The organism is Saprospiraceae bacterium (assembly GCA_016712145.1).
Lineage (GTDB): Bacteria > Bacteroidota > Bacteroidia > Chitinophagales > Saprospiraceae > Vicinibacter.
Genome location: JADJRO010000001.1, coordinates 130,495 through 156,303 on the forward strand (window position 1 = coordinate 130,495; position 25,809 = coordinate 156,303).

20 protein-coding genes and 2 pseudogenes are annotated in these 25,809 nt (G+C 35.9%); 6 read left to right on the plus strand and 16 right to left on the minus strand.

Annotation, left to right across the window (positions count from 1 at the left end; translation table 11 throughout):
• Positions 1–103: 103 nt before the first annotated feature.
• The 3 genes and pseudogenes from nhaD (at position 104) to IPK91_00585 (ending at position 4,918) form a co-directional block, all read left to right on the plus strand.
• Complete coding sequence (gene nhaD / locus IPK91_00575; protein MBK8295793.1) at positions 104–1,372, plus strand: sodium:proton antiporter NhaD; 1,269 nt, start codon at positions 104–106, stop codon at positions 1,370–1,372.
• 10 nt (positions 1,373–1,382) lie between these two features.
• Positions 1,383–4,483 (plus strand): annotated as a pseudogene (locus tag IPK91_00580) (glycosyl hydrolase).
• 3 nt (positions 4,484–4,486) lie between these two features.
• A complete protein-coding gene (locus tag IPK91_00585) occupies positions 4,487–4,918 on the plus strand; it encodes a TonB family protein (protein ID MBK8295794.1) in 432 nt (143 codons plus the stop codon).
• A gap of 2 nt (positions 4,919–4,920) precedes the next feature.
• Here the strand turns inward: IPK91_00585 and IPK91_00590 are convergent, their stop codons facing one another.
• From IPK91_00590 to IPK91_00610, 5 genes are all read right to left on the minus strand, one after another.
• Positions 4,921–5,661 carry a TIGR02206 family membrane protein gene (locus IPK91_00590; GenBank protein ID MBK8295795.1) on the minus strand — a complete coding sequence of 247 codons (741 nt, stop codon included), beginning with the start codon at positions 5,659–5,661 and terminating at the stop codon, positions 4,921–4,923.
• Between the two features lie 15 nt (positions 5,662–5,676).
• The gene (gene trmD, locus IPK91_00595) at positions 5,677–6,357 is read right to left on the minus strand and encodes a tRNA (guanosine(37)-N1)-methyltransferase TrmD (GenBank protein ID MBK8295796.1); all 681 of its coding nucleotides are present in this window, start codon (positions 6,355–6,357) and stop codon (positions 5,677–5,679) included.
• A gap of 169 nt (positions 6,358–6,526) precedes the next feature.
• Positions 6,527–7,111: an FKBP-type peptidyl-prolyl cis-trans isomerase gene (locus IPK91_00600; protein MBK8295797.1), complete on the minus strand. Its 585-nt coding sequence runs from the start codon at positions 7,109–7,111 to the stop codon at positions 6,527–6,529.
• 85 nt (positions 7,112–7,196) lie between these two features.
• Positions 7,197–8,567 carry a dipeptidase gene (locus IPK91_00605; protein MBK8295798.1) on the minus strand — a complete coding sequence of 457 codons (1,371 nt, stop codon included), beginning with the start codon at positions 8,565–8,567 and terminating at the stop codon, positions 7,197–7,199.
• Positions 8,568–8,608: 41 nt separating this feature from the next.
• The gene (locus IPK91_00610) at positions 8,609–10,726 is read right to left on the minus strand and encodes a S9 family peptidase (GenBank protein MBK8295799.1); all 2,118 of its coding nucleotides are present in this window, start codon (positions 10,724–10,726) and stop codon (positions 8,609–8,611) included.
• 34 nt (positions 10,727–10,760) lie between these two features.
• On the opposite strand from IPK91_00610, the gene IPK91_00615 reads away from it, so the two are divergent.
• Both IPK91_00615 and IPK91_00620 read left to right on the plus strand, forming a co-directional pair.
• Positions 10,761–11,840, plus strand: coding sequence for a hypothetical protein (locus IPK91_00615; GenBank protein ID MBK8295800.1), 1,080 nt, complete (start codon positions 10,761–10,763; stop codon positions 11,838–11,840).
• Positions 11,819–12,423, plus strand: a pseudogene (locus IPK91_00620) (tRNA-(ms[2]io[6]A)-hydroxylase). The gene IPK91_00615 and the pseudogene IPK91_00620 overlap by 22 nt, the downstream one beginning before the upstream one ends.
• Positions 12,424–12,425: 2 nt before the next feature.
• Here the strand turns inward: IPK91_00620 and IPK91_00625 are convergent.
• The 5 genes from IPK91_00625 to yidC form a co-directional block, all read right to left on the minus strand.
• A complete protein-coding gene (locus IPK91_00625; GenBank protein MBK8295801.1) occupies positions 12,426–12,941 on the minus strand; it encodes a hypothetical protein in 516 nt (171 codons plus the stop codon).
• A 29-nt stretch (positions 12,942–12,970) separates the two neighbouring features.
• Complete coding sequence (locus IPK91_00630) at positions 12,971–13,990, minus strand: hypothetical protein (GenBank protein MBK8295802.1); 1,020 nt, start codon at positions 13,988–13,990, stop codon at positions 12,971–12,973.
• A gap of 102 nt (positions 13,991–14,092) precedes the next feature.
• The gene (locus IPK91_00635; protein ID MBK8295803.1) at positions 14,093–15,136 is read right to left on the minus strand and encodes an NAD(P)-dependent glycerol-3-phosphate dehydrogenase; all 1,044 of its coding nucleotides are present in this window, start codon (positions 15,134–15,136) and stop codon (positions 14,093–14,095) included.
• A gap of 32 nt (positions 15,137–15,168) precedes the next feature.
• A complete protein-coding gene (locus IPK91_00640; protein MBK8295804.1) occupies positions 15,169–15,645 on the minus strand; it encodes a hypothetical protein in 477 nt (158 codons plus the stop codon).
• Positions 15,646–15,710: 65 nt separating this feature from the next.
• Positions 15,711–17,531 (minus strand): membrane protein insertase YidC, encoded by a 1,821-nt coding sequence (gene yidC, locus IPK91_00645; GenBank protein ID MBK8295805.1) that lies wholly within the window; start codon positions 17,529–17,531, stop codon positions 15,711–15,713.
• 796 nt (positions 17,532–18,327) lie between these two features.
• Between yidC and typA the strand changes: the two genes are divergently transcribed.
• On the plus strand, positions 18,328–20,151 hold the full coding sequence (gene typA, locus IPK91_00650; protein MBK8295806.1) for a translational GTPase TypA: 1,824 nt from the start codon (positions 18,328–18,330) through the stop codon (positions 20,149–20,151).
• A gap of 42 nt (positions 20,152–20,193) precedes the next feature.
• Here the strand turns inward: typA and IPK91_00655 are convergent, their stop codons facing one another.
• The 6 genes from IPK91_00655 to IPK91_00680 all read right to left on the minus strand — a co-directional run bounded on the left by IPK91_00655 (position 20,194) and on the right by IPK91_00680 (position 25,670).
• Entirely contained in the window at positions 20,194–20,613 is a 420-nt protein-coding gene (locus IPK91_00655) for a hypothetical protein (protein MBK8295807.1), read from the minus strand.
• A 9-nt stretch (positions 20,614–20,622) separates the two neighbouring features.
• Positions 20,623–21,522: a hypothetical protein gene (locus IPK91_00660; protein ID MBK8295808.1), complete on the minus strand. Its 900-nt coding sequence runs from the start codon at positions 21,520–21,522 to the stop codon at positions 20,623–20,625.
• A gap of 157 nt (positions 21,523–21,679) precedes the next feature.
• Positions 21,680–22,048: a hypothetical protein gene (locus IPK91_00665; GenBank protein ID MBK8295809.1), complete on the minus strand. Its 369-nt coding sequence runs from the start codon at positions 22,046–22,048 to the stop codon at positions 21,680–21,682.
• 56 nt (positions 22,049–22,104) lie between these two features.
• A complete protein-coding gene (locus tag IPK91_00670; GenBank protein MBK8295810.1) occupies positions 22,105–23,499 on the minus strand; it encodes a vanadium-dependent haloperoxidase in 1,395 nt (464 codons plus the stop codon).
• 15 nt (positions 23,500–23,514) lie between these two features.
• A complete protein-coding gene (locus tag IPK91_00675) occupies positions 23,515–24,948 on the minus strand; it encodes a HAMP domain-containing histidine kinase (protein ID MBK8295811.1) in 1,434 nt (477 codons plus the stop codon).
• A gap of 41 nt (positions 24,949–24,989) precedes the next feature.
• On the minus strand, positions 24,990–25,670 hold the full coding sequence (locus IPK91_00680; protein ID MBK8295812.1) for a response regulator transcription factor: 681 nt from the start codon (positions 25,668–25,670) through the stop codon (positions 24,990–24,992).
• Positions 25,671–25,809: the final 139 nt, after the last annotated feature.

Sequence of the window (25,809 nt, forward strand, 5' to 3'; positions counted from 1 at the left end):
GGCAAACTATACCCTGTTGATTGTTGCTAAAGACGAATAACTCGTTGATATAGTCAAATTTCCTCTTTAAATCTTGCTACCTTGCAAACAAATTTTGATCAACATGATTTTGGCAGTAAGCCTTGTTTTTTTAGTAGGATATTTACTTATCATCTTTGAACATAAGGTAAAAATAGACAAGGCCGTAAGTGCTTTATTAGCTGGAGTAATTAGTTGGATACTCATTGCACTTTATCCGAATCCAATTACTGAAAGTGGTGCCGATGTTTCCAGTATTTTGATTCATCATTTTGGTGAAATTGCATCTATCCTGTTTTTTCTATTAGGCGCAATGACTATTGTGGAATTAGTTGACCTTCATCACGGGTTTGATGTAATATCTCAATGGATTAAAGCAAAGAATAAATGGAGCCTGCTTATTATTATTAGTTTGGTAACATTTTTTCTTTCAGCTGTTTTAGATAATTTAACTACAACAATTGTTATGATCTCTCTGATCCGAAAATTATTAAACAATCAGGAAGATCGATTTTGGTTTGCGGGTTTTATTGTAATCGCAGCAAATTCTGGTGGGGCATGGTCTCCAATCGGCGATGTTACAACAACTATGTTATGGATCGAACACAAAGTAAGTACCTTGCAATTAATTGAATTTCTAATAATACCATCAATTTTAAGCATTGCGATTCCAATTGGAATCGTACGATTCAATAAACGTTTCCAACAAACTGTAGAATTGCCTGATAAACCTTTAGAAGAGGCAAGCTCGGCATCTAAAGTATTTCTTATTCTTGGGATTGGATTATTGATTTTGGTGCCAATCATCAAAGCTTTAACTCATTTGCCGCCATTTATTGGTATGTTGGGTGCGCTTGCAGTGATTTGGTTGGTTTCTGAATTGGATTTGCCCTCTCTTTATCCACCGCAAAAGGATTTTTCTAAACCTACTGTTAGAAATGCACTTTCTCGAATTGAAATTCCAAGTATTTTATTTTTTCTTGGAATTTTATTAGCAATTTCTGCTTTGGAAGTAATTGGCCAACTTAAAGTGCTTGCTGATTTTTTAAATAGCTACATTCAGGATACTGCCGTGATTGCTTTAATTCTTGGAATCCTTTCTGCAGTAATCGATAACGTTCCATTAGTAGCAGGGGCTATCGGAATGTATGATTTGCCTTTGGATCATCATTTCTGGCATGAGTTAGCATTTGCAGCGGGAACAGGTGGAAGTATTTTAATCATTGGGTCAGCAGCAGGAGTTGCTGCCATGGGTATAGAAAAAATAAGCTATCAATGGTATTTTAAGCGAATCAGCCTATTGGCATTGATAGGCTATTTAACAGGATGGGTGTGGATTTATTTTACTATTTAATTTGATTCGTATGAAAACAAGATTATTTATATTAATGACTTCATTCATTATTTTTCTGGTTGATGTACATGCGCAGATGAAATGGGATGAAAAATATTATAAATCCATGCAATGGAGATTGGTTGGACCTTTTCGAGGAGGTCGGTCCTGTGCAGTAGCAGGTATTGAAAACAAACCGAATGAATATTTCATGGGTGCTACCGGTGGTGGGGTTTGGAAAACAAGCAATGGGGGTTCAACTTGGAAAAATATTTCTGATGGATTTTTTGGAGGCAGCATTGGTGCAGTTGAAGTGGCTGCTGCAGATCCTAATGTGATCTATGTCGGAGAAGGGGAGGAAACGATTCGGGGAAATATGAGTTCCGGACATGGCATTTGGAAAACTGAAGATGGCGGCAAGACTTGGTTTAAAATCGGTTTAGAAAAGACGAAACATATCGTAAGAATCCGAACACATCCAAAAAATTCAGAAATTGTATTGGTGGCTGCGTTGGGAAATGTTTTTAAAGCAGGTCCGGATCGTGGAATCTATAAAACCATTGATGGTGGTAAAACCTGGAAGCGCGTATTATTTATAAACGACAGTACAGGAATCAGCGATTTAGTTTATGATCAGGAAAATCCTCGCATCCTATATGCCGGAAGCTGGAATGTGCAACGAAATGCCTATCACTTATCTAGTGGTGGAAATGGTTCTGCTTTATGGAAAAGTATCGATGGTGGAGATACATGGAAAATATTTCAAAAAGTAAAGGACTCCCTGAAGGCCTTTGGGGTAAAGTAACCGTCAGTGTCAGTGGGTCGAATCATGATCGCATTTATTCAATGGTTGAAAATGAAAATGGTGGATTGTTCAGATCCGATGACGGAGGCCAAAACTGGACGCTTGTGAATAGCAATCGAGAATTGCGGCAGCGAGCCTGGTATTTTTCCAGAGTGTATGCAGATCCTCAGAATGAAAATATTGTTTATGTTTTAAATGTGTCTTTTCATAAATCAATGGATGGCGGTAAAACATTTGTTACGATGCCTTCAAATCATGGGGATCATCATGACTTGTGGATTAATCCAACAAATACGCAACGTATGATTTTAGCTGATGATGGAGGCGCTCAAATTACAGACGATGGAGGACGTCATTGGTCTTCACTTGATAATCGACCAACAGCTCAGTTTTATCGCGTCAGTACAGACAATCACGTTCCATTTCGCATTTATGCTGCTCAACAAGATAACAGTACCATTCGGATTGCACATCGAACTTCTGATTATTCTATCGGTAGGGAGGATTGGGAACCCACTGCAGGCGGTGAATCAGGTCATATCGCTGTGGATCCGCTGAATCCTGAGATTGTTTATGGAGGTTCATATGGTGGTTATTTAACGCGTTACGATCATTCAAAAAAGATTTCTAGAAATATTAATGTATGGCCTGATAATCCAATTGGACATGGAGCAGAAAAATTAAACTATCGATTTCAATGGAACTTCCCGATTTACTTTTCACCACACAATCCAAAGCGATTGTACTGCGCATCAAATAAATTGCATGTTACAGAAAATGAAGGACAATCGTGGGAAACAATCAGTCCGGATTTAACTCGTAACGATACTTCAAAATTAAAATCTTCCGGTGGGCCCATCACAAAAGACAATACATCTGTTGAGTATTATTGTACCATCTTTTCATTGATAGAATCGCCTCTTAAATCGGGTACCATTTGGGTTGGCTCTGATGATGGCTTGGTTCATTTAACAAAAAATGGAGGGCAAAGTTGGATGAATGTGACGCCGGTTAATTTGCCTGAATGGACGCAAATAAATAGCCTGGAAGCAGATCCGTTCAATGAGGCAGGATGTTATTTAGCAGCAACTGCATATAAGAATGGTGATTTTAAACCATACTTATTTAAGACAGAAGACAATGGCAAATCCTGGAAATTAATTGTCAATGGAATTACTGGGGATCATTTTACAAGGGTCATTCGCGCCGATACTAAAAACAAAGGACTTTTATTTGCAGGCACAGAGTATGGCATGTATCTGTCCTTTGATGACGGATCGAATTGGAAACCATTTCAATTAAATTTACCAATCGTTCCAATTACAGATTTAACGATTCGGGAAAATTTTATCATTGCAGCAACACAGGGACGCAGTATTTGGATGATTGATGACATCAATCCATTGCGGCAAATTCAATCTATGAATGTCACGAAGCCACAGACCTTGTTGTTTCAACCAAAACCAATGATACGGATGGGAGGAGGATCTTTTGAATCATTAACAAATGGCACCAATCATCCAAATGGTTTGATTGTACATTATTATATAGATACATTATATCCAAAGGATACAATTAAATTTTATTGTATTGATCAGGGAAATGATACAGTAAGTATTTATTCAAATTTCCCGGAATCGAATGAATATAAATTGGAACTTATTTCTGGAAGCAATCGGATGATTATCAATCCAAGAGTACAGCCGGCAAAAAGTTTTGACGGAATGGTCATGTGGGGTGCTGATTTATCGGGTCCACGTGCATTGCCTGGTATTTATAAGATACATATTCGCAGTCGTTCCAATATGGATTCAACAAATTTTGAAATCGTAGCAGATCCAATTTATCCGGTGACAGCTCGTGACATCCAACTGCAATATGAATTTGTAAAGAATGTCAGAGATCGATTGGATGAAGCGCATCGTTGCATTATTCAAATCAGAGACATCCGTAAGCAATTAACTGACTTTACATCAAGTTTGAATAAAAATGCAGAATTTGAACGGCTCACCAAGTTGAAAACAAAGATTGACAGCAGTCTCACAAGCATTGAAAATGAATTGTACCAAACAAAAAGTAGAAGCAATCAAGATCCCATAAATTATCCAATTAAATTGACTAATAAATTAGCCCATCTTTCTGATTTAACAGCACACGGTTCGTATCCTCCTACCGATCAGGCAGAAGCTTGCAGGCAAGAACTAGATAAACTCATAGCGGATCAATTGAATGCATTTAATTTATTGAAAGCACAAGAAATAAAGCAGTTTAATCAAACCATACTCGATTTGCAATTAGAAGTCATTAAGCCAAAGGAAATTAAATAAATATTGAAAAGAGAAAAAAAACATAGAAATTTTATTCCGCAACCGGATTATCCGGGAGGGCCCAAAGGGATTACTGAATTTATCTATAAAGAATTAAAATATCCCGAAGATGCAGTTCCTCATAAAGTTGAAGGTACGGTTGTTTTGAAAGCAGAAATCAATTACAAGGGAGATGTAATCGATGCAAAGATAATTTCAAGTTTATTTCCTTCTTGTGATGAAGAAGCAATCCGTGTGGTGAAGCTATTAAAATTTAAAATCGAAAAGATCAGGGACCTCAAAGTGCGTTTTTATAAAACGTTTAATATTAAATTTAAAATGTCAATTAAGAATACTGAGATGATTGTTAATTATATTGTTTTAAAGAGCGAACCAAAAAACAAAAACTTGAATCCCCAAAAATTATTATTAATTATAAAATCAACGAATAAATAAATTTATTTAACAGTTTTTAGTTTTATTCCCACACGTTTACGCGTCATATAAAATGGCAAATAAAACATTAAGAAAAGCAATGCCATTAAAAATTGGCCGGTTAGCAAATACCAGGGCCACGGTCCTAAATAATCTAAAAGGGTAGCAGCATCAGGTTTTCGCATTGAAAAAAAGTAATTGCCACCTGTAGTGCCATTTATTATGAGTGAAAAGATCAAATAGACATTTGCCCCGATTAAGGCATTTTTTAAATCCGAAAAATAAATTTTCCATTTAAATACCATCAAGCCATAAAAGAGCAGGCTGATCAATCCACAATGAATCCACCAGTACCGAAAATAAATAAAATGTGGAAACGGTTCCTTTAAATCTGGAGTTATTACTGCTTGTAAGGTTCCTGCCAATACCCAAAAATATAAGATTCCAAAAAACCAACGGGATCGATAATACAAAGCAATTGGAAATACCAGGGTTAATAAATTGCACAAATGAAAGGGGAGGTCTTCACGAATATCAAAGCGACCATTCCACCATCTAAATACCATCCACCATAAAACGGCAAATCCAAGAGAAATTGAAAACCACCAGGCCGACTGATATTGTATGGTTTTGTCTTTGTTTTGAGCCCAGCGAATCCATACCAGAGTCATCAAAATAAAAAACAAGATTGGGATCAGATGCTGTAAACCAAAGGGCTGAAAACCGGTTCTGCTTCCAAATACAAGTTCATGCAATGTCTCCATGCCTAAAGATAATTTTTATTCTTCTTTTAGCAAATCAGGCCTCCGTTCTTGAGTGCGTTGAAGAGATTGTTCCATACGCCAGTTTTCTATTTGGGACTGGTGGCCACTTAACAGAATATCCGGAACATGGAGCCCTTTAAATTCAGCAGGACGTGTATAAACAGGAGGAGCAAGAAGTTGATCCTGGAATGAATCCGTCAGTGCAGAGGTTTCGTCATTTAAAACGCCCGGTATCAGGCGACCAATTGCATCTACTAAAACGCATGCTGCCAATTCACCCCCGGATAACACATAATCTCCTATTGAGATCTCTCGGGTAATCCAATGATCCCGTACGCGTTGATCGATCCCTTTGTAATGTCCGCAAATCATCAGGATGTTTTCTTTTAAACTCAACTGATTGGCAATGGATTGATTCAATAATTCTCCATCAGGACTCAGGTAAATAATTTCATCAAATTGGTATTTTGATTTCAAAGATTCAATGCAGTTGACCAATGGTTCGATCATAAGGACCATGCCAGCAGCACCACCGTATTGGTAGTCATCCACTTGTTTGTATGCACCCAATCCAAATGATCTTAGGTCAATTAGTTCTACGTCTAATATTTTTTTATCCCGGGCACGTTTGAGTATGGAATGCTCCAGCGGACTCCTAAGCAATTCAGGCAATAAGCTAATTATGGAAATGTGCATGTTGACGCTAAAATAATAGGTTTCCTCATAGGGAGCCTATTAATCAAATCAAAGATATTCAAATTTTAATGGCTGTATCGTGCTTTAAGTATAAGTACACGATACAGCCATTCATTATGTATTGCAAAACGGGTTCTCTTGTAAGAGAACATTTGGCAAGAATTGGAATTTATTCGATACCCAATAATTCTACTTCAAAAATCAATGCAGAAAACGGTTTGATATCTGCTCCGGCACCACGTTCACCATAAGCCAGATTGTATGGAATGTATAATTTGTATTTGGATCCAACATTCATCAATTGCAGTGCTTCCTGCCAACCGGCGATAACGCCATTAACAGGAAAGCTAATCGGCTCGCCACGTTCGACGCTGCTGTCAAATACCGTACCGTCGATGAGTGTGCCATGATAGTGGGTTTTAACTTTGTCAGTTGGGCCTGGCTTGGCACCGTCACCCATTTTAATCACTTCATATTGAAGCCCACTGGCAGTAGTCATCACCCCAGAGCGTTTTTTGTTTTCTAAGAGAAATTTTTCGCCTTCTTCCTTGGCTCCAGCATTCTTTTTAGCTGCTATTGCAGACATTGCCTGTGAGTAGATCTGAGTTGCTTGTTCTTTGGTGATGCTGGTGGGTTTGTTATTTAAAACAGCTTCCAATCCATCTGATAGATCTTTTGAATTGACTTTATCAAGACCTTGTTGTTTGAGACTGTTTCCAAATAAAATACCGATACTGTAACTAAGAGAATCCATGTTTGATTTGTTTTTTTGTGCTTGTAGGCTTAAGCATGAAATCATGCTAAAAATTAAAATGTTGTTCAATGTTTTCATTATACGACTAGCTCTTTTTTGTTTCTGAATAATTTTTGTAAAAATGTGGAATGGTTTCAATGCCTTTATAAAAATTAAACAAACCAAATTTTTCATTTGGTGAATGTATATTATCAGAATCCAATCCAAAACCCATTAAAACTGTTTTAATTCCTAATACCTTTTCAAATAGCGCTACGATTGGAATACTTCCACCGCCTCTCGTTGGGATTGGCTTTTTACCGAAAGTTGTTTCAATGGCTTTTGCTGCTGCTTTATAAGCTGCACTATCCGTAGGGGTAACGGCAGCTTCTCCACCATGCAATTCTGTAACCTTAACAGTTACATAAGGTGGTGCAATTTTCATGAAATGCTTTTCAAATAGTTTTGCAACTTTTTTTGATTTTTGATTTGGTACCAAACGCATAGAAATTTTAGCATACGCTTTTGATGGTAAAACCGTTTTAGCACCTTCGCCGGTGTAACCTCCCCAAATACCATTTAGTTCCAATGTTGGGCGAATTCCAGTACGTTCTAATGTGGTATATCCATCTTCACCCCAAACTTCTTGAATATTTAAATCCTTTTTATATTCTTCTAAATTAAATGGTGCGTTGTTTAATTCTTTGCGTTCTGCGGGAGTCATTTCAACGACATCTCTGTAAAATCCACGAACTTTGACCTTGTTTGTTTTATCGTGTAGGGATGCAATCATTTTTGCAAGTATTGTGATTGGATTGGCAACCGCACCTCCATAAACACCAGAATGTAAATCGCGATTGGGACCAGTCACTTCCACTTCCATATAAGTTAAACCACGCAATCCGGTTTCAATTGAAGGGTTTTCCATGCTGATCATGGAGGTATCGCTCACTAATACGATATCGGCAGCAAGTTTATCTTTATTTGCTTTTAAAAATTTGTCGAGGTTTGCACTACCAACTTCTTCTTCTCCTTCAATAATAAACTTGACATTGCAAGGAAGGCTATTGGTCTTAACCATGCATTCCAGTGCTTTCACATGCATAAATACTTGCCCTTTATCATCGCAAGCTCCACGTGCATAAATATTTCCATCTTTCACAACCGGTTCAAAGGGTCCACTTGTCCACAAATTAAGCGGGTCGGGTGGTTGTACGTCATAATGACCATAGGTTAAAACAGTTGGTAATTTTGGGTCAATTATTTTCTCTGCAAGAACAACCGGATGTCCTTTGGTTTTACAAATTTCAGCTTTGTCACAACCTGCATCTAATAAAGCTTGTTTTACTGCTTCTGCACACCGTTTGGTATCTTCATTATGATTTGAATCAGCACTTACAGATGGGATTTTTAAAAGCTCCAGCAATTCATCTAAAAAGCGTTGTTTATTTGATTCTAAATATTGATTTGCGTTCATATTATTTTATTTTAATAGGTTTAAACGTTAATTAATTTAATTTATTTTAATTGAGGTGTAATCTTCATTTGAGAAAACATAAAACTTAATATATCTGCAGCTTCATCAATTCGCTTTGAAGTTGGTTTTCCTGCGCCATGCCCTGCGCTGACATCAATTCGGATTAACATCGGCAAATTACCTAGCTGTGCTTTTTGCATGGCTGCAGCAAATTTAAAGGAGTGTGCTGGAACCACCCGGTCATCGTGATCTGCTGTTGTAATCATAGTTGCTGGATAAGCAGCTGGCTTGGCATTATGCAATGGTGAATATTTGATCAAATAATCAAATCCTTCCTGGGTATCACTGGTGCCGTAATCAGCAGCCCAGGCCCAACCAATAGTAAACTTATGATAACGTAACATATCCAAAACCCCAACAGCAGGAAAGGCAACTTTGCAAATATCGGGCCTTTGAGTTATCGTTGCGCCAATTAACAAACCGCCATTGGATCCACCTTGAATTGCTAAATGCTCGCGGTCTGTATATTTTTCAGAAACTAAATAATCAGCAGCTGCAGCAAAATCGTCAAATACATTTTGTTTACGCTCTTTGGTTCCTGCTTCATGCCAGTTTTTACCAAACTCTCCACCACCTCTTAAATTCGCAACAACAATGAGTCCATTGTTTTCTAAAATAGGTAAACGGGAAACTGCAAACGAAGGAGTTAATGAAATATCAAAACCACCATACGCATACAATAAACAAGGGGCTTTGCTTTCTTTTTTAAAATCTTTTTTATGAGTTATAAACATCGGAACGGAAGTGCCATCCTTGCTTTTGAACCATACTTGTTCCGTAGTGTACAGATCTGGATTGTATCCCGCAATTTCAGAAGTATATTGCAAAGTGGATTCATACGTATTCAAATCCAATCTATAAATTGAGTTTGGTCTAATAAATGAGGAGAATGAATAAAATGCTTCCGGATCATTTTGTTCTCCACTAAAACCACCAATTGTACCTAATTCAGGCAATTGCAATTCTTTTAATTCTTTCCCATTGAGATCAAATATCTTAACCAGGCTTGTTGCATTGTGCATATACACTGCGATCAGTTTGCCTCCAATCAAATTGACAGATTGCAAGACATCTTTTGATTCTGAAATTATCGGAAACCATTTGTCGGGTGTTGGAGTTTTCATAGAAACAGCAAACACCTTCCAATTAGGACTTTCGTGATTGGTATGAATAAATAACGTATCTCCAGAGTTTCCAATGACATTGTAATCGCTTTCAAAAGTTTTAACCAACCATTGAAATGCACTATTTTTTTTAGCAAGATCTTTTATTGCCAATGAATTTCCACTGGTGGATTCTGATGAACTTAATATTAAAAAGCGTTCATCATCCGTTAGACTTGCATACGAGTTGCGCAACGGATTTTTAGGATCATTGTAAATTAGAGCATCTGCAGATTGAGGGCTGCCTAATTTATGAAAGTAGACGCTGTGATTTTCATTTTTTGCAGACAAGGCACCGGTGCCTTTGGGTTCAGGATATCGACTGTAATAAAAACCATCATCTTTCCACGACGCCCCACTGAATTTTACCCATTTGATTGAATCGGTTAAATCTTTATTTTGATCCAAATCTTTCACAATGATCTTAGTCCAATCAGAACCACCTTCCGAAATTAAACAGGCCATGTATTTTCCATTTTTAGAAAAACTATGACCACTTAATGCAATGGTGCCATCTTTGGAAAGTGTATTGGGATCTAATACAAGTTGCAAACTGTCTTTCAAGTTTTTAGTGCGATAAAGTACATCCTGATTTTGAAGTCCATTGTTTTTAAACAGAAAATAACTACCGGATTTTTTTTCTGGTATGCTGTATTTTGCATAATCAAATAGACCTTCAATGTGTTTTCTTAAATCATTTCGGAAAGGGATTTTATCAAGTACTGAAAATGTTAATTGATTTTGTGATTTTACCCATTCCATCGTTTCTGATGAATGATCATCTTCAAGCCACCTGTATGGATCAACAATCTTATTTCCAAAATAATTATCAGAAACCGTGTCCATTCTGGTTTCAGGATAACTTAGTTTTGATTCAGAAGCCTCAGGGCCAGAATGGACAGTTTGTTGTTTACAGGCACCAAATAGTCCAATCATAATCACCATGCTAGTATAAAATAAATTCCTTTTCATGCTAAAATGCTTGTTGTTTTCGAAAAGAGAGGCCAAAATTACAGGATTACAGGGATCTTTCACTAATTTTGTATTAATTTCAATCGTTAATGTGCTTTCAAAGTATTTTTATTCTAAGTGTTTCTATTTTAAAATAGCCTTTTTTTTAAGCCTTGGATTTTACGGCAATCTTTATGCATCTGAATCTACAGGTGACTCCCTTAGCCGCTTGGAATCACGTTTAATCGCAGGGATTTATCAAACGAGAAACCAACGGCACGAACTGCGCATTACACAAGAACAAATTCGTGCGCAACTGGTTGATTCGCAACTAACTAAAAAGCAAAAAGCGGCATTGGAAAAAAACCTGAAACAGTTGAATCTGAAGGCTGTAAATTTATCTAAGGTTGAGCAAGCTTATCTGATGCTATTATCAGATTCCAGAAAACTCATTTATAAAAGGGATCCAGATGCACAACTCAGTTTAAAGAAAATTAACAAAGCGCTTTCGTTACTAGAAAAAATGCAGATTCCTTCTGGTTCTGAATTTAAAATATTAAAAAATAATGAAATACTGCATGCTTCAAATAGGGTTTATGATCAAATCCTTGAATCACCTTGTCAGCTTACTCAAAACGAAGACGGTTCTATCTGGGCAAATGAATATATCAGTTTTTTTGAATACACAGATCCAAGAATAAGTAGTTATTTTAAAGAGCATGACTTTTTAGAATGTTTTGCCAGGTTTATTGAAGTCAAGAAAAAGTATTACCTGGAATTGAAGTTTGTTTTACATTCACCAAAAGCTGCACAGATTTATGGGAGCATAGATCCTTCTAATCCAGCACGTTTGGATTTTTTGAATGGTGATTTTATTTATTTGGAAACATTTGCATTAAATACATCTGAAATAGAAGCAGGAACAGGAAATACGCTAATCACAATCCAATACAAATTAGATAAAGAAGATCTAAATTATTTAGCTAAAAACGAAGTCGATGCTTTTACAATTATTTGGACGAATGGAGCCGATCGCTTTGAATTAATTTATTTAGATGTTCTCAAAAACATGCTGGAATGTCTCAAAAAAAGGAGCTAACTAAATTGGGTTTGCACTTGCCTACTGACCCAAGATGGACGGATCTTGCCACAATGTCTTTAGAGGATATATTAACAGATCATGCATATTGCGAACAAAAAGCTGCGAGTTCCTGCATCTCTTTAGTTCAACAATACCCAGACAAAGAACAATTAGTTGAAAAAGTATCACCGGTTGTAACAGAAGAGTGGGGGCATTTTCGAATGGTGATTGCCGAGCTAAAAAAAGAAATTTGAAACTGGGCTTTCAACGGAAAGATGAATACGTTCATGGTTTGTTGGGCTTTCTAAAAAAAGGTGGATCAAGAAATGGAAGACTTGTTGAACAATTGCTTTGTTGCGCTTTAATTGAAGCCAGAAGTTGCGAGCGATTTCGCTTATTATCTTTAGAATTGCAAGATCCCCAGCTACAAGAATTTTATCACCATTTTATGGTATCTGAAGCAGGTCATTACAAAATGTTTCTTGAATTGGCAGAATTGTATTCAGACAAAGATTTTATCCGAATTCGATGGCAAGAATTCCTTCAATTTGAAGCGAATTTAATAAAAGGATTAAAAGTTAGAGGAGATCGAATGCACTAATTTTATTTCGGATCTTCTTTTGATTCTTCGCTTAATTGAATCAATCTGGTTAAAATATCAACACAAGATTGCACCAAAGGGCGTATGCTGGCTGCCTGTTCTTCCTTTGATTTTGAAATAATTTGTGTGTATTCTTCCGGGCTCATAGATTCAGTAATTCGATCTGTGGCACAACTGCAATAATCGTTTACAAGCTGCGGGTAGGCTTCGGCAGTCCTTTTGCCATTTTCAAGACATTGCTTTGTGAGTGCATCCCGTGCACTTTGTTCCCAAACATAAACTTTTTTGGGAGTATCCGAAGCCTGGATCGGTTTAGATTCGGGCATTTGTTTTTCTGGCCAGATTAAATAAAGCCCTAAGCAGCAAAGCAAAATGGATAAAGTGCGTACAATAATATTGTCCACTTTTTGTGCTTCGATTGGTTTATTTGAAACAACATCTTTATGGATGATTTTGAAGTTGCTCAATAAAAAATAAACACCTCCTAAAACACAAATAATCCCGAGATACAATAGCATATTATTAATTAATCCTAAACAAAAAAAATCTATTTATTGAAAATCCCATCGTATGAATTGGATTCTGAGTCTTTGCGATCCACGGTTACACGTTCTGGAATTTTACTGTCCATTTTAAATTTATCATCCTTTCCTCCCATAAAGAGCAGCTTGCTCTTTTCATCATAATCTTGCAACATCTTTAATCCTTCTTCTTCAAAAACGCCATTTTGCAAATCAACACTGTTCATAAAGTTCTCAGACAATTCCATAAAGCGCTCCATTTCTCCTACCTTGTATGCTACATCATCTGCAATGTGTTCGAGAGCCTGATCAAACAATACGCGTTGATCGGTATTTCCACTGATCACATTCATTGCAGATTTCATGGCACTGTGTGAAGCACGGATCGCTTTTCGCTCTTGCTCTTTTAAATTAACCTGGTCTCTGGTATCGGCCAATAATATTTCTGAATTTTGATACATTTTGATTAATACCTTATTCAGAATATCCATTTTACTTAGTAAATGATTGTATTTCTCATTCGTTTCCTGAAGACGGGCTGCTTTTCGGGTTGATAAAACCATGTGGGCTTCGAGATTCTGAGTCCTTGCAACCTGTGCCATACGAAGTTGAGTTTCTATTTCTTTGGAATTTTCAGAAACATTGTTTTGTAGTTTTTTTATCTGCCCTTTCAATACACCAATTTGTTCACTCATTTTAGACAAATTGTTTTCAAGATCACTGATGTAATTTTTTAAGATGCCAATTGGATCAATGGTCACAAAGATTCCGGTTATCCATCGCATGATGCTTTTATACATATAACCTATTAAGGTACGCATGCGTGGATCAAGAACCATATATATAATAGCTCCCAAGACTAACAACATTCCGGCCAGGTAAACCATGTTTTGAGTCAAGCTGATTAAATAAGGAAGGTATTTATATAAGATTGCTCCTCCACCTATTAATAAACCTGCCAATACCACCGTGCCTGTTACGCCTTCGGGTTTGCTCCAAAAGCCTTTTGGCTTTTCCATTCCGGGACCAGGATTAATTGCTGCCATAATTTCTTAATTATATAAATTTAAATAATAAACAAAAGTATTGCTAATCAGATTAAAAATGGGATTTATACCTATAAATGTACACATATCTCCGACAAGCTGTTAAACAAAATCGACATCTGGCAAATACGGATAACGCATCAGAAATTGAATTGCTTTTTCAAGATCCAAATGGTCATACACAACACTATAAATCATATTGATAATCGGAAGTCTTAAGTGATAATGTTTGGCCAACTGGTTTGCAATGCGAACCGTACGCACACCTTCCACTACCTCATCCATGGATTGCATAATTTCCTGGAGTTTTTCACCTTTGCCCAGTCTGTATCCAAAACTAAAATTTCTACTTTTAGTGCTGGTTGCTGTGGCAATCAGGTCACCAATTCCTGCCGTCCCTAAAAAGGATCGTGAGGTTGCACCCACACTTCTTCCCAATTCAATCATTTCGCGTAAACCACGGGTAATCAACATGGCTTCAAGATTCTTGCCAAGACCTTTTCCTGCCAACATACCAGAACCAAGCGCAATGATATTTTTAAGTGCTCCAGCCATTTCAGCTCCAACTAAATCATAAGATCCAAAAACATAAAATAGTCGACTTCCTAAAACATCAGATCCGGCTTTGATCACTTCATCGTATTCACTGGCAATCACCGATGCGGCCGGTTGTTTGTCTAGGATTTCCCGATAAAGATTCGGGCCTGCCAGACAACCAACCCGAATCACAGAAGTCTCTTGTCTGATCACCTCACTCATGGTGTGAATATTTTTTCTGGAAATATTTACCATGGCCAAATTAGCAATTGGAATGCCTGCAATATCTAATCCTTTTGTGGCATGAATCAAGATATGGGCAGGTGTAAGGTGAGCAGCCATGTTGCTGCAAGTTTCCCTAAAATTTTCTGAAGGGACCACTGGAAAAATAATCTTTGTTTCTGCACAGATTTCTTCAAAGGATTGGGTAGCCCGAATGCGAACATCCAGGTTGACATTTAAATTGGTATGTTGTTGATTGATTTTATCAACGATTTCTTTCTTGCGAGCATATATTAATACATCGGTATTGTGCGCAAGCAAGGTAGCGATTGTTGTGCCGAAACTTCCTGCACCTATAACTCCAACAACTTTATGTTTTTCAGTCATGCAATCGAAATTGCTTCTTGGTAATATTGAAATTACCGATGATTAAATAATTCTTGAAAATGAGCCTCAATAAAAATTTCAAAATCCTTTAACTCTTTAGGCGCATGGTGATTGTCAATTACTGATTTTCGCATTCCCATTTCTTTAAGTGTTATAATGGTATTTGGTAAATCAGGGATATATAATTCTTTTTCTATTGGATATACAGATGCGAGTTTATAAAAATCAAATTTATTTAATTCTGCTTTTACCAAATTCCACCAGGAATCGCTTGCCAGCCGATATGCCGTTCCCAAATTGTCAACATGCTGAATGCCATCATATTTTACAATGCCATTTTGGTAAATAGTAAAATCGAATGTTGGACAAAAGCCAAAACAAGCAGAACGACGATAAAAAAGCAAGGTGTCAGTATTGCTTAATAAGGTGTCTTCAGGAGAAAAAACTTGTTTAAATACGGATAAAGCAGTTGGAATTATAGGCCCATCAGCTTTTTTATTTTTTTCCATGTTTCTTCGACTACAAGATGTAGAAAAAAAACATAAGCAAATTAAAAGGAATTGTATAGAACGAATCATTTTTTAGTTTTTTTATCTCGTTCCATTGCTTGTCGCTGTTGTTCTTTCATCATGCCTTCCAATCGTTCTCTAAATCCTCCTTTCTTGCGTGGTTTGGTTTTATTCAATTCAAGCTCCCCACGAATTTTGTCAGTATCAAACAACAAACTCCGCCCAAGTATAGTTTGTCCAATATTTAATAAATTGCTAAAAAACATATAACAAGTCAATCCTGCAGCTGTTTTGTTAAACATAAACCAGAATATAACAGGCATTAAATATTGCATATATTTCATTGCTGGATTAGCAGAAAAATCCATGGATTGAGAAGAATAATATGTAAAAATCAAAGTTGAAATCATCCACAAGAAAGCAAATAGAGAAAGTGTATTTCCAAATAAAGGTAAATTAAATGAAAGATGTATAAATTCATCAAAAGAAGTTAAATCAGCAGCCCACAAAAAGGACTCTTGTCGAAATTCAATGGTTGCAGGAAAAAAGCGATACAATGCAATCCAAATAGGCATCTGTAATAATAATGGAAAACAACCTCCTAGCGGATTAACACCAAATTCATTGTACATTTTCATGGTTTCCATTTGTTGCTTTTGCATATCATCTTTATGCTTATTTCGAACCTTTTCGATTTCTGGTTTCAAAGCGGTCATCTTTGCTTGGGAATGCAACATTTTATAAGCTAATGGAAACACAAGAAGCTTTACGACAAATGTCATCAACAATATTATAAAACCTTTATTTCCTATGAAATTGGAAAGGAACACAAAGAGCGGTCGTATTGCATATCGGTTGATACTTCCAAAAATACTCCAGCCATAAGAAATAATATCTTCCAATTCAATATTAAAAGATTTAAGTCTCTTAAAATCATTTGGACCAATATACCATGTCATTTTAGCTTCTTTCTGATCCACTTCCATAGCAGGTATGCTTACGTCTGTAACCAGTTTTTTTAAATCGTTGGAATTGGGTTCCAGTAAAACAGTTTCATAGCGACCTTTGCTGAAACCATTTTCAGAAATTAAACTGCTGTTGAAAAATTGATTGGAATGAGATACCCATTGAACTCGTTTATTATTGGTTTCAATTTTATCATCATTTCGGCATGAACAGTAATCTGGATTTTCTTCTTTTTCCTTAAAATAAACTGTGCTGGCGTATTTTTCATAATCCGTATTGCGCTCTAGTTTGTCCAAATAATTTTCCCAATGGATAACAAGATCTTCTTTTAATTTAAGATTTTCGGTACGAATACTATATTCTAATTGGTATTCAGAGGGCAATAAGCGGTAACTAATGACAATGCTTCCACCTGTGTTTACTTGAGCAGTAAAACGAATTTGACTTGGATCGGCTTGATTTATTTCAAAATTTAGATTTTTAGTAGACAGTTCTCCGACTTCTGTTTTGAGCCTGATGTCATATTCATTTTTTACATCTTCTAATAGGCTTAAGGGTAATTTTTGCTCTACACTATCAGCTCCAACATGAATTTTATACTGATTTTTAATGGTTGCTTCTAATATTCGCGCACCTTTCGAACTAAATTTTAATTTAATCAGCTCATTTTCAAGAATAACTTCTTTAGTCGGTATTTGAATTGCTGTGTCATTTAAGGCCTTAACAGTATCTGTATTGGCAATTGGGTTACCTTGATTAACAGGTACCTCTTCAGGTTTAGGTTTTGTCAATTGACTTAGGGAATCCTGATTTTGTTTTTTTCTCAATTGCTCCTGCATTTCAGGTTGAAAAAAATATTGATTCCACAGAAACAATACAGCAATGATTAATAAAATTCCAATGATATGATTGCGCTCCATATAATTCAGGAAGGTTTAAGGGGGGCAAAGCTACAATACTCTATGTTATTATAAGCGGAGGAGTCGTAATCGAATTCCAATGCTAGAACTAAACAGAATTTGTTTATTTATAAACAAAAGAAGCTGCTTTAAAAATCCCAAAATGGTATAATTATTCATTTTTAAAGAAGCAGAACCGAATATATTGACGTAATATAATTGTAAACAACAATTTATGTATTATAATAATATTTAATATTATTCATTTTGCAATAGGCTATAAACAAACTGATGCCCTGAAAAATACCTTGGGGGATAGGTTAAAATTTATTAGAAGCGGAATGGACAAAAAAAAACTACCCGTCCCTGTGGGCGGATAGTTTCTAAGACAGTAGTAGGTAATGTATAAAATTTAAAAAAATCCGTAATAATATGCTTCAATACCCGGGATATTGAAGCGAACCTTACCTATCACTACCTTTTAATTCAGTAAATGATAGATTTAGTTTTAATTTCATTTATTCAAACAATTCCACTTAATAACCGGCTACAATCTAAAGACCCATCAAATACGAGGAATGCTGCTTTAAAATCAAAAATTTTTCAATATTTTTTTAAAATTTTATAAGTGATTGTAATTCAAATACTTAGATTGAGATTGGCTTCCCGCCCCCATTTTGCCTGTTTTCTTTTATATTAATTAAATTTATATATATAAGGGCTTTATTATTAATTGCAAATTATATGTTATCTCATTTTAGACTTGATTTTGAATGCATAAATTAGACTAATTTTGCAGTCCATTTTAGTAAATTATATGCAGGATATTCGCAACATTGCTATTATAGCACACGTCGATCACGGGAAAACCACCTTGGTGGATAAGATTTTACATCAAACTAAATTGTTCAGAGAAAATCAACAAACGGGAGAATTGATTTTGGACAACAATGAGTTGGAGCGTGAACGAGGTATTACGATTCTTGCAAAAAATGTGTCAGTCAATTATAAAGGCACCAAAATAAATATTATTGATACCCCCGGCCACGCTGATTTTGGTGGAGAAGTTGAACGGGTATTAAATATGGCAGATGGGGTGTTGCTATTGGTTGATGCATTTGAAGGGCCCATGCCACAAACTCGTTTTGTATTGCAAAAAGCCTTGAGTTTAGGTAAGAAACCCATCGTTGTAATAAATAAAGTGGACAAGCCAAATTGTCGTCCGGAAGAGGTTCATGACCATGTTTTTGAATTGTTTTTCAATTTGGAAGCAACCGAAGAGCAATTAGATTTTCCAACCATTTACGGTTCTTCGAAGCAAGGCTGGATGGGATTGGATTACAAAACACCTACCGAAGACGTCACGCCATTATTGGATGCAATTATCGAGCACATTCCTGCTCCAGTAATTCCAGAAGGCAATTTACAAATGATGATAAGCAGTTTGGATTACTCAAATTACATCGGACGGATTGCAATCGGACGAATTCTCAGACAAGGCATACGAATCAATCAACCGGTCTCCCTGGTTAAGCGCGATGGATCCATCATGAAATCACGGATTAAAGAATTATACACATTTGAAGGTTTGGGTAAGACGAAAGTGGAATCTGCTGAAGCCGGAGACATTTGTGCAGTATTTGGATTAGAAGATTTTGAAATCGGGGATACCATTGCTGATTTTGAAAATCCGGAAGGCCTGACTCCAATAAAAGTGGATGAGCCAACCATTTCCATGTTGTTTACCATAAATAATTCTCCATTTTTTGGTAAAGAAGGTAAATACGTTACTTCCAGGCATATTCGTGAACGTCTGGAAAAAGAATTGGAAAAGAATTTAGCACTTCGCCTGGAAGACACAGAGAGTCCGGAATCGATATTGGTCTATGGAAGAGGAATATTGCACCTTTCTGTATTAATTGAAACGATGAGACGGGAAGGCTATGAAATGCAAGTTGGACAACCTCGTGTAATAATAAAAGAAATCGATGGAGTAAAGTGTGAACCAATAGAAGTCATGACGGTAGACGTTCCTGAACAGTTTTCCGGAAAAGTAATCGAATTGGTGAGCCAACGGAAAGGGGAAATGCTTGTCATGGAAACCAGAGGGGATTTAATTCATATTGAATTTCAAATTCCATCTAGAGGATTGATAGGCCTAAGAAATATGTTGCTCACTGCCTCTGCAGGTGAAGCCATCATTGCTCATCGATTCAAAGAATTCCAAGCCTGGAAAGGTAATATACCATCCAGATCAAACGGAGTTTTGGTGTCAAAACTAGCAGGGATGGCGACAGCCTATTCTATTAGTTATTTGCAGGATCGGGGTCGGTTTTTTATTGACCCAGGTGAAAATATTTACATCGGTCAAATTCTGGGCGAACAAATTCGACCAGGTGATTTGGTAGTTAATATTGTTGAGGGTAAAAAATTGACAAACATGCGTGCGTCAGGATCTGATGGCACCGTTCAAATTGTTCCTAAAATTAATTTTTCTTTAGAAGAGGCACTTGAATACATTCAGGAAGATGAATATGTAGAAGTAACTCCAAAATCGATTCGCCTTCGTAAAATCATTTTGGATGAAAATGAGCGTAAAAAAGCGCAAAAACGTACGGAATCTATTGAAGCAATGGCTTAAAAAAATCCCGGAGTGATTAACCCCGGGATTGTACTTTGTTTTTTAAGGTTTTATTGTAAATTCAAATTTAGAGATTTCTTCTTCAATGCCATCTTCATGGCCCCAAACTTTTGCCTCAAGGATCCAGGTACTGTTTGCGCTAAATCCATTAGCTGTATTTAACAAAAAAGAATCAGTAAATTCATACGATCCACTTGGATCATCTACATGCTCATTGGTGGGTTTACTGTAAACTTCTATGCCGGTAGTTTTATTTAGTATTCGCACATTAATATGATGAACAGTTTCTCCGGTATGGCTTTCAAAATTAATTTGAATGTTAAAACTATCATTTAATTGATAACTGGTTTTGATCGGTTGTTCGATATGTGCGTGATAATCATAAATAAGTTGCTTGTCGTCATCTGAGCATGCAACAAAAAATAAATTTGCAAATGCAATAAAAATCAAAATATTTTTCATGTTAATTTTTTAAAATAAGTAAGTTAATTGAATTGAAAATTTGTTTTTTAACGTGGCGTTGCCACCTGAATACTTTTGATCAAGCGCAAATGCGCTTGAAATACTCAATAAATAATTTGTATAGTTTAGATTTAATCCGGCATCAATATAATGACCTCGACCTCCTGTGCCTTCGACAGGGCGATTGTTTTTATATTGATCTGAACCAATATGCTCAAAGTAATACCCTGCAAATGGGATTATTTTAAGCTGTTTGGCAATAGTTGTTTCAAAATAATACAATGATTGAAACTGAAATGGGTTTCCAAATTTATACCCATATTTTGAATTCGACAGAAAGGTATAATTAGCATTTAATACGAGTCCGTTGATTGCATTTGAAAATGCGCATTTTGGATTCAGGCTCAAACCCCAAGCTCCGTTTGATAAATTGAAGTTTTCGGGTAAATTCAAATCATGTATTGCGGCATTGTATTTTCCAATCGGAATTTTAATTTGTGAGGCAATTTCAAAATACAATTTGTAAGACTCATTAAATAATTTACGATTTACAAGTTCGTATGCAGCACCTGCTTTCAAATCTCCAATTCCGTGGATTGAATTCTTTTGGTCGGACTCTATGCGCTGGTTATTTTGGAAAGCAATATCGGCATATAAGCGAAGTTTGCTACGTAAATAATAGGAGCCATTTAATTCAAATCCTTGAAAACGGTCTTTTATCAAACGGCTTGACAATCCGGTAACTTCAAAAGAGGTATTTGAGTACCGGAATCCGATACTATTCCGATGCAAATTAGTAAGTAAACCCATATTGGAATGTGGGATACTGCATCCGCAGATATCACATGCATTTAAACCAGATAAATACAACATAGAACCCAGACAGATTGCTAGAATCTTCTTGTTCATAGAACTTTTTTTATTATTCAACAAAAATTTATATCAAAATGCACTAATTAAATTCACCACCAAAAGCCATTTAGTCTAGGCAGTAATTTCTTAAACTTTTAAAAATGAAACGTTTAAAAAATTCAATACGAAGGATAAAGGTTTTTTAGCGATTCATTTATACCTCTGGAGGGATGTCAATTGCAAGTTGATATTGGTGGGAATGTGGATATAAATAATTCGAATTTAATTTACGAATCGGAATTTCTAAATTTATGGATTGAAGAGTAGCCGTAGGTGTAAAAAGGGTAAGTGAATTGCTTAATTCAAGTAACCAGGCAGTTTGATTTTGTTTTTTCTTCTGCTCAAGCAGTTTCTGTTTTAAGTAACATTTGCCATGGCATTTTTTCTGTGGCTTGTTTTTGTTTACACAGACTGTCTGCTCGATTGTTTGTTGGTTTAGTTTATAGAAGCTAAAAGCAATAAAACCTTGCATCCCTGATGCAACCAATAAAATAGAAAAACAGAGGGCAAATGCTTTAATCACAATTTATAATTGCTAATCCAAAGGTATCACATTCCTTTGTCAGAAAAGGAATTAAATTATTTATAAGGAAGAATAATCTTGTTTGAAAATTTGAAAAGCACTGACTTTTTTCCAACCAAAAAGCCCAGTCGCAAACCTTCTTCACAATCCATTCTAAAATGGACTCCCAGGGGGATTCTTGAAAATGCATTTTCAAAAGCCATTTCATAAAACGAATGAAATTTACGAGGAGTCCCCATAAATTCATCTCGGCCTTCATGGCTATGATCAACCATTGCATAGTCCCCTCCATACAAAGAAGTTAATACCTCAGAAGCGGCAGCTCCGAAAATTGAATGTCCTGATGGATAAGAAGGAAAGGGTGGTGTATGAAATAAGGGTTGCCAATCTTTATTAAAGACTTTGTGGATATAAGATTCAGGCCTCTCTAGGTTGTATAGATATTTTGAATTCCAACAGGATATGGAAGCATCTGTGAGTGCAATGCCAATTTTCAAATAAGTTTCGAGTGTTTTTTCAATAGAAGGCAATTCATTACATATTACCTGATTTGTGATTGAAATCCACCGAGAACTTGGTGTAAAAGTTAAGCCGGGATGGTCATCACTCCAAAATTCAGCAATCCATTTGTTTTCAAATGAAAGTGGAGAACTAATTGTCAATACTTCTAAGGCTTCAGTATAATATTCCGATCCAACCAAAGTAGAATACTCTGGTAAAGGTTTAGCTATAAAATCTTTTAAATTGATTACAAAAGGCCTGACCTTGCCCCAGTAGGGAAGCAATGGAGGCATAGGCAATTCCTCGGATATTTGCCATTTACCTTCTTCTTTTACAGCTGTATATTGTTTATCATAAATATGTAAATAAGCTTGATGTCCAATAGTATCTAATGTAGAGTAATCGTAAATTGAATTCGCAATGGAATTCCCAAATAACTTGGAGCTTTCAATTTGAGATTTCGTATAATGCTTTATTAAATACTGATCCCATTTTAAAAATAGGGCCTCGGAATGATTATATACTTCAGTTGGAGCTGTAAGGTAAAATCTTGCAAACATTTTACGATAACAGGCATTTAAAGCAGCTTGTAAAATGTATGGTTCATTGCCATGAAAATTAATGCTCTTATAACCGGGAAGAAATTGCTCTAAGGAGTTAAGATCTCCTTTAAAAACTGGCCGGGCACTTTCAATGCCTGCAATCCCTATATAGCCAAATGTTCTTGCTGAAATCGAACCTCTATACCCTTCTGAATAACGATCAGCTTCTAAGAAAAAATTATACCAGTCAACGATAAGTTCTGTTGTTTTGTCAGAATACGATTTATTTGGAGCCAAACAAGCATACCAACCAATTGCAGCGATTATCAACAAAGAAAAAATACTGAGAACCAGCGATTGACGCCAATTCTCTTGTATTCTTTGTTTTATTTTTCGTAGGGCAAGCACGAGATGGATTAGCGTTTAATTGTATTGTAATTCAAGCTGAGATTTGGTCTGTAAGACCATGGTTTTAACAGGGAGTTGATTTGGTTGGCTTTCAATAGAAGTAAAAAGCAGTCTAAATATAGTTCCACCTTCTACGCCGGGAATTACATTCATTTGGATTTTATGAATTTTTAATATAGAAGATACCAAGGATAAGCCAATACCGGAACCTTTTATAACAGATGTTTGTGGACTCCGATAAAATGGTTCAAAAATATAAGGCAGATCGGCTTCATTAATACCAGGTCCATTGTCTACGATATCAATTTGAATTTGTTGATTCAGTTGACAATCCATCAATACTTTTATTTTATGGTCAGGACTAAATTTACATCCATTTTCCATTAAGTTTATAAGAGCCGTTTTTATCAACGCCTCATTTGCTTTGATTACAAGATTTCGTTCATTTTCGGGTAAATTAAAAATCTCAAAATGAATCTTATAATCTGAATGGGATTTAACAAGTTGAGACTTTACCTGCCAAACCAATTCATCGATTCTGATTTCACCAAACTCAACTACATTTTGATCGGAGGTGATTCGGGCAAGCTGCATTAGTTTGTTGGAAACTTCATTTAAATTTTTAGTGTCTTCTAAAATTGAATTAAGGGTCTCTTTATATTGTTGGGTACTGCGTTCATTTTGTAAGCTTACTTCAATTTGACTAATAATTACACTCAAGGGATTTTTTAATTCATGAGAGATATTAGAAAGAAATAATTTTTGTGTAACAAAAGCTTTCTGAATTCGATCCAATAGATTATTAAATGTGACGACAAGTCGAGACAGTTCATCGTTTTGATTATGAATTTTTAATCGATGACTCATATCCGTTGGCAGAATGGCTTCGAGTTCATTCATAATATGATTAACCGGAGCCAATGCTTGCCCTGCAAAAATCCATCCACCAATAGCAACAAGTATAATAAACAAAATAAAAACGAACATTAATATTTTGGTCAGATCATTGAGATGTTCAGATTTAAATACAGCTTCTGCAACGACTACATAGTTATTGTTTGATTTGTCTCGATACACTAAACCAAGTGCATTAAAGGATTCTCTGTTAAAACGATATTCTCCGGAGCTTTTAATCTCAGCCAATTTTCCGGCATCCAAAAATTCAGAACCTGGATTAAAACTATAAATACGTTTGTTGTCCTGATTATAGATGGTTATATTTTCTGTATAGATTGATAAATTCGGATTGGACTCATTCTTTTTTTCATTATACAGTATTTCATGACCGACTATCATGTCGGCTGTCATGATAGCTTTAGATTTTAAATTGCCATAAAAATCATCACGGACCTGCTCTTCAAATTCAAAATGAATAAACATCAATGCAAATACCATAATGATTGCAACGATCAGAATAAATTGTATGGTAAGCCTTCGACGAATTTGCATAGTTAAACAGATGTTTGGTGAATTGGATTGAAAGCCATGTATTAATTCTCCAATTTAAAAATATATCCAGCACCAAATATAGTGTGTATCAACCTCTTAGCAAAAGGGCGGTCCATTTTATTTCTTAAATAATTGATGTAAACTTCAATCATATTGGTATTGGTATCAAAGTGAATGTCCCAAACTTTTTCAGCAATTTCAGCTTTCGAAATAACCCGACCCTGATGTCTTAAAAAGTACTCTAAAAGGGCAAATTCCTTTGGAGTCAGGTCTATTTTCTTATTGGACCTGTAAAATTCCTTGGCATCAATGTCCATCCGAACGTCCTCGAAAACCAAAATTTGATTTGCCTGAGTTCTTCCCTTGCCTCGCCTTGAAAGCGCTTTCACCCGCGCAAGCAATTCTTTAAATTCAAAGGGTTTAACCAAATAATCATCTGCTCCAGCTTCCAGACCTTCCACTGTATTATTTGTACCGGCGAGGGCTGTTAATAAAATTACAGGGGTACTTTGATTCTTTTTCCGCAAGGATTTGACGAGTTCTAAACCACTGAGATTTGGCATTACAATATCTGAAATGATTACGTCGTAGTCATTTTCCAGCGCCAATCGAAGTCCATTTAAGCCTTCATGGGCTAAATCAACCGAGATCTGATTTTCTTCAAAACCTTGTTTTAAGGCTTCTATAGCTTTTAATTCGTCTTCAATTACAAGTACTTTCATGAAATTATTTCAGGGCGAAAACCAAATATCGATAAGGTCATCCATGTTTTCAAATGTTAATTCGATTTTAAGGAAATTCTAATTAGATTCTAAAAGCTTCTTAAGCCACACGGTTCTGAAGCAAATTATCTTTGTCCTT